Below are 15,659 nucleotides of genomic sequence, written 5' to 3' on the forward strand. Positions count from 1 at the left end.
AATTTAAAAACCTCAGTCTAAGTGTGAAATCTAGCGGTCGAAAAACAAAAACGGGCACAATCGCGCGAAAACATAAAAGCCCGCAGCTGCGTAAATTTTACTGCTTTGCTCAAGCAAGCGGTGGCGCGGCGAAATATTAAAACGGCAGAATATTAAAATTTAATCATTATGCGTGTATAATTTCGCAAATTTAAAGGGTCGCGATGAAATACAACAACTTCTTGCTGCACCATCTAAGCGTGTATTATATGCTGATGGCGTGCTTTTACAACTCTCTTACGGGCGTTTTCGCCAAGCTTTTGGGCGCGCAAATTTCATCGCTTGAGGTCGTGCTCTTTCGCAATCTACCAGGGCTTTTGATCCTGCTTTATAAAATCAAGGCGCGTCCCCGTACGGCGCGCTTCGCAAACAAAGGCGGTCATCCTTTTACACTCGCGTTTCGCGGCATTATCGGGATTTTGGGGCTAATGGTGTTTTTTTATAACGTCGCTAACATCAGCCTCGGCGAGGCATTTACCTTTCAAAAAACGGCGCCCATTTGGACGGCGATCATCGCATACTTTACCCTCGGCGAAAAATTCGGCGCGATGGGCTGGTTCTCGGTCTGTCTCGGATTTGCGGGCATCGTTTTGGTGATTCAGCCGCAGTTTGGCTTGCAGCCGAGCGATGTTTTTGGAATTTTAAGCGGATTATTTGCCGCAATGGCGCTTACCTCTGTGCGCGGGCTGCGCAAATACTATAGCTCCGATACGATCATCCTCTCGGCGCTTCTTGCCGGCACGCTGATGCCCGCAGCGCTTATGATCGCAGCGGAATTTATAGATGCGCCCGCGCTTAGCTTTATGCTTTGCAAATTTAAAATTCCAAACGCGCAGGGCTGGCTCTTTGCCGTGCTTTTGGGGCTGCTGGGGCTGTTTTATCAAACCTACGTCACCAAGGCCTACGCCGCGACGCGCAAAGCGGGCATAGTAGCTACGATCAGCTACGCAGACATCATCTTTTCGACGCTATTTGGGCTGCTGCTAGGCGACGCCCTGCCCGGTTTCATGGCGCTTGGGGGTATGGCGCTCATCATCGTCGCGGGCGCGCTCGTGGCGAACCGAAAGTAGGACGGCGTGAAGCAGAAATTTTACTCCGCGTTTTGGCTAAAACATCTGGGCGTTTACTACATGCTCGTAGCGAGCTTTTATTTCGCGCTAAACGGCGCTTTAGCCAAGGTCATGGCGGAGCATATGAGTAGCGCTGAGATCGTGTTTTTCCGCAACGTTGTAGGGATCGCGATCGTGCTGTTTTCGCTAAGGCGGGTAAAAAATCTGGGCCCGGGCGGCAAGCCGTGGCTACTCGCGTTTCGCGGCTTTATCGGCAGCTGCGGTATCTTAGCGACCTTCTACAATATCGCTCACATCGATCTTGGCACCGCTTTTACCTTCCAAAAGACGGCGCCCATTTTCACCGCGCTATTTTCGGCGTTTTTCTTAGGCGAAAAGCTAAGCTCGCGCGGCTGGTTTGCGATACTGCTGGGCTTTGGCGGAATTTTACTCGTCGTGCGCCCGCACATCGGCATCAGCGTAACCGATGCGGTGGGAATTTTCGGCGGCATGTGCGCTGGGCTTGCATATACGAGCGTGCGCGAGCTGCGCAAATACTACGCCACCAACCTCATCGTGCTGGTTTTCGTCTCGTCCGCGACCTTTCTAAGTGCTGCGATGATGATAATGGGCTGGGTGCTTGAAGGTAGCGAGGTTAAAATTTTAGGACTTTTCAGCGGAGCGGATTTGGCGAGGCTTGCTTACTTCAACCCGCCAAGCCTTTTTGGCTGGGTGCTCGTGGCGCTTCTGGGTGTCAGCGGTATCTACTTTCAAATTTACATGACGCGCGCCTACGCCGCTTCGCGCAAAGCGGGCATCGTCGCTGCGATCAGCTACAGCGACATCCTATTTAGCATGGCGCTAGGAATTATGCTAGGCGATCATCTGCCCGGTCCGATCGTGCTAGCAGGCATTGCGGTGGTGATTTTAAGCGGAATTCTAATCGCCCGTGAGCGCTAAATTTAAATCTAATTCAAATGCGGCGCAAAGCTAAATTTTATCCGCGCCGCAAGCCTGCGCTAAATTTCAGCAGTCTAAAAGCTTAAAAAGACTAACATTCAAATCAAAGTTCTACGGCGTAGAAATATTTTTCGACGGATTTAAAATTTTATGCATTTTATCGGTATCGACATCGGCGGTGCGTCGTCAAAGCTCGCCGTTATGGACGAACGCGGCGAATTTTGCGAGCTATTTTTGCTGCCAAGCGGCTTTAGCGCGGTCAAGGTCGCGCGCCAGATCAAGCAAGCCTTAGAGCAAAAAGGCTACGCAGAGGGCTTAGTGACGGCTACGGGCTACGGACGCATTAGCGTGGAGTACGCGCAGCTTAGCATGAGCGAAATTTTATGCCACGGGCTTGGGGCACACTTTTTATTTGAGCAAGACTGCACCGTAGAGGGCGTGGGCGGGCAGGATACGAAGGCGATCAAGACCCTAAACGGCAAGCCGACGGATTTTATCATGAACGATAAATGCTCGGCGGGCACGGGTAAATTTTTAGAGATCAGTGCGGGCCGCTTGGGGCTTGAGCTTAGCAAAATTTACAAAACCGCTCGAAAAAATCCCGCGATCAAGCTAAGCCCCTATGCACGGTTTTTGCCGAGACCGTCCTCGCTAAGTGCAAGCAAAGGGCGATCCGGTCGCAAATATCGCCGAGCGCTACCTTAAAATTCCATGTTCGGTGATGTATCAAAACGACGCACGCTCGGATATCATCAAGGAATTTATCCGCGAGTATCAAGCGGACGGCGTCATCGACGTCGTGCTAAGCGGCTGCCATACCTACGCGATCGAGACGAATAAAATAAAGGAGGCGAGCCGCGAAGCAGGAGCGAACTATATGTCACTAAAGACCGATTATTCAAAACAAGACGCCGGGCAAATTCGCACGCGCTTGGAAGCGTTTATCGAGCCACTTTAGCGGGTCTTACTTGAAATTTTAAAATGAAGAATTTTCTAAATTTAAAAACAAACCAAAGAAAGGAGAGGTTGCATGAAATTTAAGGAGATAGACGAATCTCGTCGCGGCTTTTTAAAAGGAGCTTTGGCGGCAGCCGCCATCGCCGGACCGGAAACGATGCTTGCTGGTTATACGCCGTTTAAGCCAGGTTCCCTGCAAGTCTGGTCGTGCGGAGGACTGTCCGAAGCATTTAACGAGCTAAACGCCATTTATGAGTCAAGAACGGGACATAATATCCAATACACCGGCGCCTTTGCGGGCGCACTCGGAAAGTCGCTGCTAGCCTTGCAGGGCAAGACGGAGGTTTTCGGCGCTCGCGTTTTGGAGCTGTCTCAAAAACTGCGCAAGGCTGGGCTTAGCCTCCGCTTTAGACCGCTATGTTTTACCGACTACGTTTTAGTAGTGCCAAAGGGCAATCCCGCGGGCATTTGCGACCTAAAGGATTTGGCAGAACCCGGCGTGCGGGTGATGCTGCCGCTAAGGGCTTCGCCTCCTGGTAGCGGACCGGTAAAGGGAATTTTAAAAAATTCAGGTCTCACAGGGCCTGTTATGAAAAATATGATTGCCAACGGCTCATGCGTCATCCAGATGATGTGCGATCTCGTAGAGGGCAAGGGCGATGCGTCCATAATCGAAAAGCGCCTAACGACGCACGATAGGTTTAAAGATAAAATCGAATATATGCCTATCTACGAGAAACTAATTCCGCCCGGGCCGCTTACATTTACGCTAAATATCATGAAATACGTAAAAGACGAGAAGCTAGCCGACGACTTCGCGGACTTCGTTTGCTCCGTGGAGGGGCAGGGAATTTTCGAGCGACACGGCTTTACCTCTATCCATTCGGCGCGCGGGCTTGAACTCATAGAAAGGTTTGGTGTAAAAGATGTTTAGTATAGTAAATATGGCAAAGATGAAAAAAGTCTCTAGGCTAACTAAAATTCGTCGCTTGGTGCAGCTGATTTTTATCGGCGCGATCGGGCAATGGGCGTATTACGGGATTTTTAGATGCCCTTTTATCGTGCCTTTCGTAAACTGCCAATCCTGCCCGATAGTTACGTGCTGGGGGCGGATCGCGACCGTCTTTTTCGGATTTTGGCTATTTATCCCCGTGCTGGTTATTTTCCTCGGGCGCGCGTTTTGCGGCTGGCTTTGCCCGGGCGGATTCGTAAATCAAATGCTCGGCAAATTTGCCGCTTTTAAGCTTAAGCTAAAAAATAACAGGAAGCTACGATATGCGCAGATAGGCATGGTTCTAGCCGTTTTGCTTAGCGCGGGCGTGTATTTTATCTACGGCAACCCCCGCGTTATGATCCCTATCCGCACCAGCGACGAGTATCTAAACGCCGTTATCATGTCCTTTAAATTTTCCGACTGGTACTGGGCGGTTCGCACTGCCGTCATCGTAGCCCTCATCGCCGCGTCCTTGATCATCGCAAATTTATGGTGCCGCTTCGCCTGTCCTAGCGGCGGCATAATGGAGCTACTGCGTAAAATTTCAATATTTCGCGTTTATAAAACGAGCGTCTGCGATAACTGCAACGCCTGTTTGCGCAAATGCGAAATGGGCACGAGACCCGATGAGATAAACTGTACGAACTGCGGCGATTGTATGGACGTTTGCCACGCAGATGCCATCAAATTCGGAAGGAAAAAAGATTGATGAATTTTTTCGCCAAACCCTCCTTCGACAACCACCCGTGTTTTAGCAAAAAAGCGTCCGCGAGCTACGGGCGCGTGCACCTTCCCGTAGCACCGCATTGCAATATCCAATGCAATTTTTGCAACCGCATCTACGACTGCGCCAACGAAAATCGCCCCGGCGTAACCGGGAGGGTGCAGAGCCCGGACGAGGCCGCGCTATACGTGGAAAATCTATTTAAATTTAGACAAGATATCTCGGTCATCGGTATCGCAGGACCCGGAGATCCTATGTGCGATGCCGACAAGACCTTATCTACCTTTGAAAAATGCAAAGCTCACTTCCCTCACGCCCTACTTTGTCTATCCACAAACGGTCTAGCTCTGCCCGAGCACGTGGATGATATCGTGCGCATCGGCGTGAGCCACGTGACGGTAACGGTTAATGCCGTAACGCCCGAAGTGGGCGGCAAAATTTATGCGTGGGTACGCCACGGAAATAGAATTTACCGCGGCGAAGAGGGCGCTAGAATTCTTCAGGCGTGCCAAGAGGAGGGAATCCGCAAACTAAAAGAAGCTCGCATGATCGTAAAGATCAATACGGTCGTAATACCTGGCGTAAATATGGCTCACGTCCCGCAAATCGCGAAAAAGGCCAAGGAATGGCAAGCCGATATCATGAACTGTATGGCGATGATCCCCGTGCATGATACGCCTTTTGCAAATATCAAATCGCCCTCGAATGAAGAAATTCGCAGTATGCGCAAGCTAATCGGCGGCTCAATGGCGCAGATGACTCACTGCAGCAGATGCCGCTCCGACGCATGCGGAAAGCTTTGCGAAAAATAAAGACCTGCTTTTAGCGGGTCTTTTATCCGGCCTAGGATATGCTCTCATAGCGAACGTAAAATTTTATGAAGAGATTTAAATTTAGAATTTGTCTAAATTTAGAACTAGCAAGCAGCCGATAAGCGGCTTTTTGGCGGCGACACTTTTTAAAAATTTAAAAACAATTTTTAAATAATATTATTTTGCTTTTATTTAACTTTGGCTATAATTCTCCCAAAATTAGGCACATCAAAAACCGAAATTTCGGTTTAAAATAAAGGAGACATCATGGAAAATGTTTCAAGACGTGATCTGCTCAAAATGAGCCTAGTTGGCGCGGGTGCTTTAGCGCTCGGCTCCGTAAACGCAAACGCTGCGGTAAGCTCTAAAGACGTCAAATTCGACGAAGAGTGGGACGTAGTTATCGTAGGCTCCGGTTTTGCAGGACTTGCGGCGGGTATCACCGCAGCCGAAAAAGGCAACAAAGTCCTAATCCTAGAAAAGATGGGACGCGTCGGCGGTAACTCCGTTATTAACGGCGGTATATTTGCCGTTCCAAACAGCGACAAGCAAAAAGCAGAAGGCATCAAAGATAGCAACGAGCTATTTATCAAAGACTGCCTAAAAGCCGGCCGCGGCCTAAACCACGTAGATCTAATCGACACCATCGCTACTCGCGCGCAAGATGCATATAAACTAACTCTAAAATGCGGCGCTAAATACATAGATAAAGTTACTCACGCAGGCGGACACAGCGTACCTAGATCGCTTCAAACCGCTAACGGCTCGGGTTCGGGTATCGTTCAACCGATGGTAGAATACTTTAAAAACCAACAAGGTTGCGAGCTAAGACAAAGAGCTAAATTTGACGAGTTTGTACTCGGCGAAGACGGCGGCGTAGACGGAGTGATCATCAGAGAGGATTATAAATTTGATCCAAAGAGCCAAAAAGACGACGCCGAAAATACTACGGGAACTAAAAAAGTTATAAAAGCTAAAAAAGGCGTAGTGCTAGCCGCAGGAGGATTCTGCCGCGATGTATTCTTTAGACAAGTCCAAGATCCGTCTATCTTGCCTACTACGGATAGCACCAACCACCCGGGCGCAACCGCAGGCGCTATGAAAGAAGCGTTTAGAATCGGCGCTACCCCTGTTCAGCTAAGCTGGATACAATTCGGTCCATGGGCATGCCCTGATGAAAAAGGCTTTGGCGTAGGCTCTATGTTTAACGTAAACGGAAGCTTCCGCTACGGAATTTCAGTAGATCCAAGAACCGGCAAACGCTATATGAACGAGCTAGCAGACCGCCGCACCCGCTCTCAAGCTATGTTTAAAGTAATCGACGCGAAAGCCGATATCTATCCTATCAACTTCTGCGACTCTGAGGGCGTAAAAAATATGGTCATACCTGAACACTACACTAAACCGCTGGAATCTGGCGTACTAAAGAAATTTGAAACTCTAGACGAACTAGCGGCGGCTTATAAAATCCCTGCCGCAGAGCTAAAAAAGACGGTAGAGAGATATAATAGCTTCGTTAAATCAGGCAAAGACGAGGACTTTGGTAAACCTATGGATAAAACCACTACAAACGGCGTAGATATCTCTAAACCGCCGTTCTACGCTATGCGCGGTACGCCAAAACTCCACCACACCATGGGCGGTATCGACATCAATACCAAAGCTCAGGTTATCTCGCTACAAACAGAGATGCCTATTCCTAGACTATTTGCCGCAGGCGAGATCACCGGCGGCGTACACGGAGCTAGCCGCTTAGGTAGCGTGGCGATAGCTGACTGCTTAACATTCGGTATGATTGCGGGAGAGAATATAGGCTAATTTGCGGCGTCTTTCGGACGCTTTTTACGGATTTTGTTAAAATTTGACTTGATAGGCTATATGCCTTATCTTCGTCAAATTTTAACTTCTTCTGCTTGCAGCTGCGAGCTTGCGAAGCAGAAAACCCCAAAAATCGCCTCGAAACACTTGCAAATTTTATTTTGTATCGCAGGCTGAATTTAAAGTTAAATTTGAAAATTCGGCTTGCGGTACTTCATTAAATTTTATCGCTAGATGAACGAAATGTTCTGTCTGCGCTCTAAAATTTAGATCCGCCTCGCCTAAAGCTCGCGATAATTCGTTTTAAATTTGCATTTTTCGAGCGCTTTTACGGAGTTTGCTAAAATTTTGCCCGACAGACTATTTTTGCTTCGTTTCACTCACAACTGCAAACAGAAGTCTAGCTTGAGCAAAATTTTAGCTTCTAACTCAAAAAATCGCCTCGAAATACTTGCAAATTTTATTTTATATCGCAGACTGAATTTGGTCTGCGATACTTTTACCTAATAAACTTGAAATTTTATAAATACCTCTGTCAAAATTTTAAAAATATATGACGTTAAAACTTTGCCGCGCGAGCGAAATTTTGTATCACGTCTTACTAAAATTTAAAATTTTAATAAAAATTATATATTCCGCACGATATAATCGCGCATCTGCTCGCAGCGCGAGCGATAGCTAAATTTCAAGGAGATGCAATGAAAATATTTAAAGCCCTGCTCGCAACAGCGCTGATCACCGTTACCTTAGGCGCTAAGACGCTCAAAGAGGGCACGCTCGTAATAGCCACGGAGGGGACCTACTCGCCGTATTCTTTCTATGACGAGAAAAATAATCTTACCGGCTTTGATGTCGATATCGCTCGCGCACTAGCAAAAGAGCTAGGGCTAAAAGCGGAATTTTTAACCGCGCCGTGGGATGCGATGCTGGCGGCATTTGACGCAGGCAAAGCGGACATAGCGATGAATCAAGTAAGCATCACGCAGGAGCGCAAGAAAAAATATAATTTCAGCGAGCCTTATACCGTGGCTTATGCCGCGCTGGTAGTGCGAGCTGACAATGAAGGGATTAAGAGTTTTGCGGATCTTAAAGGCAAAAAAAGCGTCCACTCCGCTACCAGTAACTGGGCTGACATGGCGCGCAACTATGGCGCCGAGATCGTCACAGCAGACGGATTTAGCAAGGGCGTGGAGCTCATCATAGCTCGTCGCGCAGACGCTACGATCAACGACAACATCACATTTTTCGACTATATGAAGCAGCGCCCAAACGCACCGCTAAAGATCGCAGCTCAAGGCAATGAGCCGATCTATTCAGCTGTGCTGCTTAAAAAGGATGATGAGCTGACGGCGCAGATAAATTCCGCGCTAAAATCGCTAAAGCAAAAAGGCGTGCTGAAAGAAATTTCACTTAAATATTTTGGCAAAGACATTACGGAGTAAATTCTACGACCGCTTAGTTGAAGCGTGGAATTTTAAACTTAGCTGAGCGGGATTTCGCATTTTAAATTTCGCTCATAAAATTTTGGAGGAATTATGAAAAATTTAATAAAAACTTTGCTTGCGTGCGCGCTTTTAATATGCAGCGCAAACGCTAAAACGCTACGCGAAGGCACGCTTAAAGTAGCTACCGAAGGCACCTTTTCGCCATTTTCGTATTATAACGATAAAAATGAGCTCGTAGGATACGACGTAGATGTCGCGCGTGCAGTCGCCGAAAAGCTTGGTCTAAAAATAGAATTTCTAACTGCGCCTTGGGATGCGATGCTTGCAGCATTTGATGCAGGCAAAGCAGACGCTGTGTTTAATCAAGTAAGCATTACCGACGAGCGCAAGAAAAAATATGAGTACTCCGTGCCCTATACCGTCGTTTACGGCGCCATCATCGTGCATAAAGATAACAACGACATTAAAAGCTTCGAGGATTTAAAAGGCAAGAAAAATGCAGACTCCGCTACCAGCAACTGGGCGCAAGTCGCTAAAAAATACGGCGCGCAAAACGTAACCGTCGATAGTTTCGCCAAAAGTATGGAGCTGCTGATCGCTCGCCGCGTAGATACCGTCGTGCGCGACAATACCGTATTTTACGACTTTTTAAAGCAGCGCCCGGACGCTCCGATTAAGATCGCTGCAAAGCTAAAAGATGTCGATTATAGTGCTGCAATCGTGCAAAAGGGCAATAAAGAGCTCGCAGATCAAATCAGCAAAGCCTTAAACGAACTCAAAGCCGAAGGCAAGCTAAAAGAAATTTCGCTTAAATATTTCGGCAAAGATGTGAGTGAATGAACGAAACAAGCAGAATTCTAGAGCTTGTTAGCAGCTCGCTAGAGCCGATGGCGCTAGCTCTGCTGCAAGTTACGATCCCGCTTACGATAATCTCATTTCTGCTCGGGCTCGTGCTTGCGGTGTTAACGGCGATCGCACGCATCGCAAATTTTAAAATTTTAAAGCAGCTAAGCGAAATTTATATTTGGATTTTTCGCGGCACTCCGCTTTTGGTGCAGCTTTTTATCGTCTATTTCGGGCTTCCAATCATCGGGATCACGCTTGATGTTTGGGCTGCTGCGATCATTACCTTTAGCCTAAATATCGGCGCTTACGCTTCAGAGGCGGTGCGAGCTGCGATCCTATCGGTACCAAAGGGGCAATGGGAGGCGGCTACCTCGCTAGGCATGAGCTACGCTCAAATTCTGCGCCGCATTATCGCTCCGCAAGCAGCGCGCATATCACTACCGCCGCTATCAAATATATTTATCTCTACGCTTAAAGACACTTCGCTCGTAGCCTCGATTACGATGGTCGATATGTTTATGGTCGCTCAACGTATCGCCGCACGGGCATTCGATCCGCTTACGTTATACGTACTGGCGGCGCTATTTTATCTAGCAGTCTGCACCCTTCTTACGTTCTTACAATCCAAGTTAGAGCGACGATTTTCAAGGTTCGTGTGATGATAAAATTTACGAACTTAACTAAGCGCTTCGGCGATCACGTCGTGCTAAATGGGCTAAGCTTAGAATTTCGCGACGGGCAAACGACAGTGATTTTAGGAAGCTCCGGCTCCGGCAAATCCACGATGCTGCGCTGCATAAATCTGCTCGAAATTCCAAGCGGCGGCGAGCTACAGCTAGGCGAGTTTAAGATAAATTTCGACGCTCCGCATAAAACAAGCGAGTATCATCCATTCCGCGCTCATACGGGCATGGTTTTTCAAAGCTTCAATCTCTTTCCGCACCTCAACGTCTTGCAAAACGTTATCGAAGCGCCCATACACGTGCTAAAGCAGCCACGCGAGCTTGCCGAGGCAAATGCAATGGCACTGCTAAAAAAAGTCGGTATGGCGGATAAAGCAAGCGCGTATCCGGCTCGCCTCTCCGGCGGTCAGAGCCAGCGCGTGGCGATCGCGCGGGCGCTTGCGATGCAGCCTGAGTTTTTGCTGCTGGATGAGCCTACGAGCGCGCTTGATCCCGAGCTTGAGGCGCAGGTGCTAAAGACTATCGCCGAGCTTGCCGCAGAGGATCGCTCGCTCATCATCGTCACGCACAATATGGGCTTTGCACGCAAGATCGCAGATAGAATTTTATTCCTAGACGGCGGAGTTATCGCATTCGACGGCGACGCAGAGGAATTCTTCGGTAGCAACGACGAGCGCATAGCTAAATTTATCGGAGCGATGAGCTTTTAAATCCATTAAATTTCAAGGAGAAAATATGAAAATAGATACCCTAATCGTAAAGGGCATAGAGGCTAAGTCCAACCCCTACAACGCGGTCATTCCGCCGATATATCTAGCCAGCACCTTCGTGCAAGAAAGCCTGGATGATTTCGGCAAATACGCCTATTCGCGCGGCGCAAATCCTACGCGCAACGCCTTTGAGGAGCTTTTTGCAAAATTTGAAGGCAGCAAATACGCCTTCGCGCTAGCCTCGGGTATGGCGGCTACGAGCGCTGCGTTTGCGCTGCTTAAAAGCGGCGATCGCGTGCTGCTAAATAACAATGTCTACGGCGGCACCTATCGCTACGTAAGCGGGATTTTTAAAAATCAAGGGATCAATTACGACTTGGTGGATGATCTAAATTTGATCACCGAAATTCCAAGCGACGTTAAAATGGTATTCATCGAAACGCCCTCAAATCCGCTTTTGCGCGTAACCGACATTGAGCGCATAAGCGAGCTCGCACATAAAAACGGCGCGCTTGTGGTGATGGATAATACCTTCTTAACCCCATATTATCAGCGCCCGCTAGAGCACGGCGCAGACGTCGTGGTTTATAGCGCGACCAAATACATAGGCGGGCATGCCGATCTGATCGCCGGCATCGTTACGACGAACGACGATGAGCTTGCCGCAAGAATTCAGTTTATGAAAAATACTCTGGGCGCGACGCTCTCGCCTACCGACGCGTATTCGCTAATACGCGGACTTAAAACGCTAAGCGTGCGCTTCGACCGCCAGAGCGAAAATACGCTAAAGATAATAGAATTTTTACGCAGCAATCCTGCGGTAGAGGCGGTAAATTTCGCAGGCTCGCACTCTGAGAGCGAAAAAAAGATACAAAATCGCCAAGCTAGCGGTATCGGAGCGGTCATCTCGCTGGTGCTTAAGCCGCAATACGACTATAAAACCTTTGCGCGCAGCCTTGAGCTATTTGATCTAGCTGTGAGCCTAGGCGGCGTAGAGAGCCTGATCTGCCACCCCGCGTCGATGACGCACGAGAGCTATCCGCGAGAGCTGCAAGAGCGCATCGGCATCAGTCAAAATTTGCTGCGCCTAGCCATAGGCATCGAAAACGCGGACGATCTCATAGCAGACCTTACCGCCGCGCTAGAAAAATCAAAAAAATAGGCGGCGCGGAATTTGCGCAAGCTCGCGGAATTTTTATGCAGACTTGTAAAAATTTACGCGGGCGGGTAGAATTCATGCCAAAATTTCGTCCAAAATCCTTATAGCTTCGCTCGTGAGGCTATAAGGGCGCGGTCTTTACGAACCGGCGCGCATGGCGTATTTAAAAAGACCCGCCGCCGATCATTTCATCTTACAAAAATCTTTTTTCGCAAAACCTATGTCCATTTTCTCGCGGGCTAAATTTTGTATGAATTTTCACTCGTTAAATTTCACACGGCACGCGGCTTTGCGTAAAATTTAAATTTAAAAATTCCGCCACTACGCCGCTGAAATGAAATTTTAATTTATACGCACGGCAAGATTTATCCAGACCTCTTGCTAAAACACATCGTTTAAATTTAATTCGGATAAATCTATCTAACCGCCGTTTGATATTGTCTGGCGGAGAGCTTAAATTTAATCAAAAATTTAAAGGCAGCGGCGATCTGTGCCGCACCACGCCAACCGCTCCGTCTAAATTTAGCGTAATTAAATTTATCAAACGGGCAAATTTAAGCTCCGTCCTGCTCAAAATTTAAAATTCTACGCGCCGTTTAAATTCTGCTTAAAATTTTAGCCGCTTTAAATTTGGCGGAGTTACTTCAGCTCGCCCCAGCGCTTGGCGATGTTTAGGCTCGTCTTAAGCGGTACGTTCAGGCTCGCCGCACTTTGCATTATCTCCTGCGCGCGCGCGCCGAAGCTCTGCGCCAAATCGTCCCGCACCTCGAAGATCAGCTCGTCGTGGATCTGCAATATCAGCCGCGCCTCATCGTTTAGCAGCGGCGAAATCTCAACCATCGCCTTTTTGATGATGTCGGCGGCGGAGCCTTGAAATTTCGTATTCACCGCCTCGCGCTCGTAGCTCGCATAGACCATGTTGTTGCGCGCGTTTGCGAAGTCGAAGTAACGCCTGCGCCCAAAAAGCGTGCTTACGTAGCCGTCCGCTTTTGCGTCCGATTTTATGCTTTGCAAAAACTCCTTGATCGTGCAAAACGCCGCGAAATAGCGCTCGATATAGCCCTTCGCCTCGGCGCGCGCGATACCTAGGCTATCGCTTAGCTTGCCCGCGCCCATGCCGTAGATGAGGCCGAAATTTATGCTCTTTGCGATCGTGCGGTGCGCGGGCTGCGCGTCACCGAAAATGCTGATCGCCGTGCGCGCGTGAATGTCCTCATCCGCCCTAAACGCCGCCAAAAGCGCAGGATCGCGCGAAAAGTGCGCGAGCAGGCGCAGCTCAATCTGCGAGTAATCAAGCGAGATCAGCGAGTAGCCTTCGTCTGCTAAAAAGCAGTCCCGCACGTCCTTCGCAAAGGTGCCGCGCGCGGGAATATTTTGAAGGTTCGGATTTTTGCTCGCTAGCCGCCCGGTAGCCGTGCCGGTCTGTAAGAAATTCGATCTGACGCGGTTTTGCGGATCTGCAAGGGCAAGCTGCAGCAGCGGCTCGCAGTAGGTGCTTTGCAGCTTAAACAGCTCGCGGTAGTCTAAAATTTTACCCACGGCAGGATGCAGCGCCGTAAGATCCTTCAGTACGCTTTCGTCGGTGCTATAGCCCGTCTTGGTGCGCTTTGCGGCAGGAAGCCCGAGCCGCTCGAAAAGCACGGCGCCGAGCTGGGCGGGAGAGTTGATGTTAAACTGCTCGCCGCAAAGCTCATAAATTTCATCCGTGAGCGCTCGCAGGGACCTTTCGTTGCGCTCGATTAGGCGCTTTATCATCTCTACGTCGATCTTGATGCCGCATCTTTGCATCTGCCAAAGCACCCGCACGAACGGAAACTCAAGCTCCTGCGCGAGCTTAAAAAGTGCGGGCTCTAGCAGCTGTTTGAGCTTAAAATACAGCCTCAGCGTCACCCACGCATCCTCGCTTGCATAGATCGTAGCGGCGTCCAGCTCCACGGAGGCGAAGGTCTCACCCTTTTTGACGACGTCGCCGAAATGCACGGTCTCGTACCCCAGATAGCGCGGCGAGATAGAGTCCATCCCCACGGCGTTTGCGGGATCTAGTAGCCATGCTAGCACCATCGTATCGGCAAAGCATGCCGGCGGCTCAATGTTAAAATTATTTTTCACGATCTCAAAATCGTATTTTAAATTTTGCCCCACTACATATCCGCGAAATAGCGCCTCTATCGCGGCCTTTGCGGCGTACGAAGAAATTTGAGCCGGAGCGCCCAAGTAGCTATGCGCAAGCGGGACGTAGTAGGCGCGCTCCTCGTTAAACGCAAACGAAAAGCCCACGATTTTGGCGCTTTTGCTATCGATGCTAGTGGTTTCCGTATCGAAGCTCACTAGGGTATCGGCGCCGATGCCCTCGCACAGCCTTGCAAGCTCCGCTGCATCAGTGATACAAATAGGCTCAAAGGGCGTTTTAAAAGCGCTCTCGCAGCTTTGTCCGCCGCAAGCAGAGCCGCCCGGAATAGAATTTTGCCCGTCTAGCCCCCCTACGGCAGCGCCCAAGATAGAGCCGCCGCGAGACGGCTCTGCGCCCGCGCCCTTCCCGCCCCCGCTTAAAACGGAGCTTTTTCCGCCCGCGCCTTTACCCTCGCCCCAAAGATCAAGTCCGTTCTGCTCCTGCAGGCTTAACGCCGAAAGAAGCCTATTTAGCGCGTAATCTTTTAAAATTTCGCGAATTTTAAAAAGCGGATTTTGCTGCGGAAATTTAGCGTCCTCTAAAGGCGGGATTTCCAGCTCGTCGTAAAGCGTAGCCAGGCGCTTGCTTATGTAGGCGCTCTGCTTACCTTCTATCAGATACTCGCGCTGTTTGTTTTGCGGCAGGCGGTCTAAATTTGAATAGATCTCATCGAGCGAGCCCCATTCGTCTAAAAGCTTCTTCGCCCCCTTATCGCCGATGCCGCGCACGCCCGGGATATTATCGGCGCTGTCGCCGCAGATCGCCAAAAAATCCACGATCTGCTCTGGATAGACGCCGTAGCGCTGCAAGCACTCCTCCCTTCCGTAAAGCATCTTTTTGCCGTGGCTGTAAATTTTAACGTTTTCGCCAATGAGCTGATACAGGTCCTTGTCGGAGGTAACGATGTTGATTTTATGCGTAGCGCCGTACTTTTTAACGACGCTTGCGATGAGATCGTCCGCTTCGTAGCCCTCGCATCCGAGCGAGTAAAGCCCCATCTTTTCGATCATCTCAATGCAGACCGGTAGCTGTTGCAAAAGTGCGGGCGGCGGGGCTTGGCGGTTGGTTTTGTAATTCGGATCGATATCCGAGCGGAAGGTCTTGCCCTTGCTATCCAGAGCGAAAATTATATAATCGCTCTTAAATTCCTTCGAAAGATTTGCGATAAAGCTCGCAAATCCGCTCACCATGCCGCTGGGTTTGCCGTCTTTGGTCTTAAGCCCGCTCATAGCGTAGTAGAGCCTGAAAAAAAAGCCGAACGTATCGATGATCGTGATGGTCTGCATAATGGTC

General features: G+C 49.3%; 14 protein-coding genes. 13 read left to right on the plus strand and 1 reads right to left on the minus strand.

What is annotated here, in order from left to right:
• Positions 1-203 precede the first annotated feature (203 nt).
• The 13 genes from KH703_RS01975 to KH703_RS02035 all read left to right on the plus strand — a co-directional run bounded on the left by KH703_RS01975 (position 204) and on the right by KH703_RS02035 (position 12,199).
• Complete coding sequence (locus tag KH703_RS01975; protein WP_304293670.1) at positions 204-1,109, plus strand: DMT family transporter; 906 nt, start codon at positions 204-206, stop codon at positions 1,107-1,109.
• Between the two features lie 6 nt (positions 1,110-1,115).
• Positions 1,116-2,048: a DMT family transporter gene (locus tag KH703_RS01980; RefSeq protein ID WP_304293672.1), complete on the plus strand. Its 933-nt coding sequence runs from the start codon at positions 1,116-1,118 to the stop codon at positions 2,046-2,048.
• A gap of 150 nt (positions 2,049-2,198) precedes the next feature.
• Positions 2,199-2,753 (plus strand): BadF/BadG/BcrA/BcrD ATPase family protein, encoded by a 555-nt coding sequence (locus KH703_RS01985; protein ID WP_304293673.1) that lies wholly within the window; start codon positions 2,199-2,201, stop codon positions 2,751-2,753.
• Positions 2,704-3,006 (plus strand): 2-hydroxyacyl-CoA dehydratase family protein, encoded by a 303-nt coding sequence (locus tag KH703_RS01990; protein WP_304293675.1) that lies wholly within the window; start codon positions 2,704-2,706, stop codon positions 3,004-3,006. Before KH703_RS01985 ends, KH703_RS01990 begins: the two co-directional genes overlap by 50 nt.
• Before the next feature lie 72 nt (positions 3,007-3,078).
• The gene (locus tag KH703_RS01995) at positions 3,079-3,939 is read left to right on the plus strand and encodes a substrate-binding domain-containing protein (protein ID WP_304293677.1); all 861 of its coding nucleotides are present in this window, start codon (positions 3,079-3,081) and stop codon (positions 3,937-3,939) included.
• Positions 3,932-4,708: a 4Fe-4S binding protein gene (locus KH703_RS02000; protein WP_304293679.1), complete on the plus strand. Its 777-nt coding sequence runs from the start codon at positions 3,932-3,934 to the stop codon at positions 4,706-4,708. Before KH703_RS01995 ends, KH703_RS02000 begins: the two co-directional genes overlap by 8 nt.
• Positions 4,708-5,535: a radical SAM protein gene (locus KH703_RS02005; protein ID WP_304293861.1), complete on the plus strand. Its 828-nt coding sequence runs from the start codon at positions 4,708-4,710 to the stop codon at positions 5,533-5,535. Before KH703_RS02000 ends, KH703_RS02005 begins: the two co-directional genes overlap by 1 nt.
• A gap of 267 nt (positions 5,536-5,802) precedes the next feature.
• Complete coding sequence (locus KH703_RS02010) at positions 5,803-7,353, plus strand: flavocytochrome c (protein ID WP_304293681.1); 1,551 nt, start codon at positions 5,803-5,805, stop codon at positions 7,351-7,353.
• Between the two features lie 698 nt (positions 7,354-8,051).
• Positions 8,052-8,795 carry an amino acid ABC transporter substrate-binding protein gene (locus KH703_RS02015; RefSeq protein WP_304293683.1) on the plus strand — a complete coding sequence of 248 codons (744 nt, stop codon included), beginning with the start codon at positions 8,052-8,054 and terminating at the stop codon, positions 8,793-8,795.
• 93 nt (positions 8,796-8,888) lie between these two features.
• Entirely contained in the window at positions 8,889-9,638 is a 750-nt protein-coding gene (locus tag KH703_RS02020; RefSeq protein ID WP_304293685.1) for an amino acid ABC transporter substrate-binding protein, read from the plus strand.
• Positions 9,635-10,303: an amino acid ABC transporter permease gene (locus KH703_RS02025; RefSeq protein WP_304293687.1), complete on the plus strand. Its 669-nt coding sequence runs from the start codon at positions 9,635-9,637 to the stop codon at positions 10,301-10,303. Before KH703_RS02020 ends, KH703_RS02025 begins: the two co-directional genes overlap by 4 nt.
• Positions 10,303-11,037 carry an amino acid ABC transporter ATP-binding protein gene (locus KH703_RS02030; RefSeq protein WP_304293689.1) on the plus strand — a complete coding sequence of 245 codons (735 nt, stop codon included), beginning with the start codon at positions 10,303-10,305 and terminating at the stop codon, positions 11,035-11,037. The genes KH703_RS02025 and KH703_RS02030 overlap by 1 nt, the downstream gene beginning before the upstream one ends.
• Positions 11,038-11,062: 25 nt before the next feature.
• Positions 11,063-12,199, plus strand: coding sequence for a PLP-dependent aspartate aminotransferase family protein (locus KH703_RS02035; protein ID WP_304293691.1), 1,137 nt, complete (start codon positions 11,063-11,065; stop codon positions 12,197-12,199).
• Positions 12,200-12,835: 636 nt separating this feature from the next.
• Here KH703_RS02035 and polA read toward each other — a convergent pair.
• A complete protein-coding gene (gene polA, locus KH703_RS02040) occupies positions 12,836-15,652 on the minus strand; it encodes a DNA polymerase I (protein WP_304293693.1) in 2,817 nt (938 codons plus the stop codon).
• Positions 15,653-15,659: the final 7 nt, after the last annotated feature.

This window comes from Campylobacter gracilis, assembly GCF_018374135.1.
GTDB classification, from domain to species: Bacteria; Campylobacterota; Campylobacteria; order Campylobacterales; family Campylobacteraceae; genus Campylobacter_B; species Campylobacter_B gracilis_A.

Excerpts from the sequence above, each read along its gene's own strand:
- KH703_RS01975 (WP_304293670.1), top strand. The coding sequence starts at position 204 with ATGAAATACAACAACTTCTTGCTGCACCATCTAAGCGTGTATTATATG.
- KH703_RS01985 (WP_304293673.1), top strand. The coding sequence starts at position 2,199 with ATGCATTTTATCGGTATCGACATCGGCGGTGCGTCGTCAAAGCTCGCC.
- KH703_RS01995 (WP_304293677.1), top strand. The coding sequence starts at position 3,079 with ATGAAATTTAAGGAGATAGACGAATCTCGTCGCGGCTTTTTAAAAGGA.
- KH703_RS02000 (WP_304293679.1), top strand. The coding sequence starts at position 3,932 with ATGTTTAGTATAGTAAATATGGCAAAGATGAAAAAAGTCTCTAGGCTA.
- KH703_RS02005 (WP_304293861.1), top strand. The coding sequence starts at position 4,708 with ATGAATTTTTTCGCCAAACCCTCCTTCGACAACCACCCGTGTTTTAGC.
- KH703_RS02010 (WP_304293681.1), top strand. The coding sequence starts at position 5,803 with ATGGAAAATGTTTCAAGACGTGATCTGCTCAAAATGAGCCTAGTTGGC.
- KH703_RS02015 (WP_304293683.1), top strand. The coding sequence starts at position 8,052 with ATGAAAATATTTAAAGCCCTGCTCGCAACAGCGCTGATCACCGTTACC.
- KH703_RS02020 (WP_304293685.1), top strand. The coding sequence starts at position 8,889 with ATGAAAAATTTAATAAAAACTTTGCTTGCGTGCGCGCTTTTAATATGC.
- KH703_RS02025 (WP_304293687.1), top strand. The coding sequence starts at position 9,635 with ATGAACGAAACAAGCAGAATTCTAGAGCTTGTTAGCAGCTCGCTAGAG.
- KH703_RS02030 (WP_304293689.1), top strand. The coding sequence starts at position 10,303 with ATGATAAAATTTACGAACTTAACTAAGCGCTTCGGCGATCACGTCGTG.
- KH703_RS02035 (WP_304293691.1), top strand. The coding sequence starts at position 11,063 with ATGAAAATAGATACCCTAATCGTAAAGGGCATAGAGGCTAAGTCCAAC.
- polA (WP_304293693.1), bottom strand. The coding sequence starts at position 15,652 with ATGCAGACCATCACGATCATCGATACGTTCGGCTTTTTTTTCAGGCTC.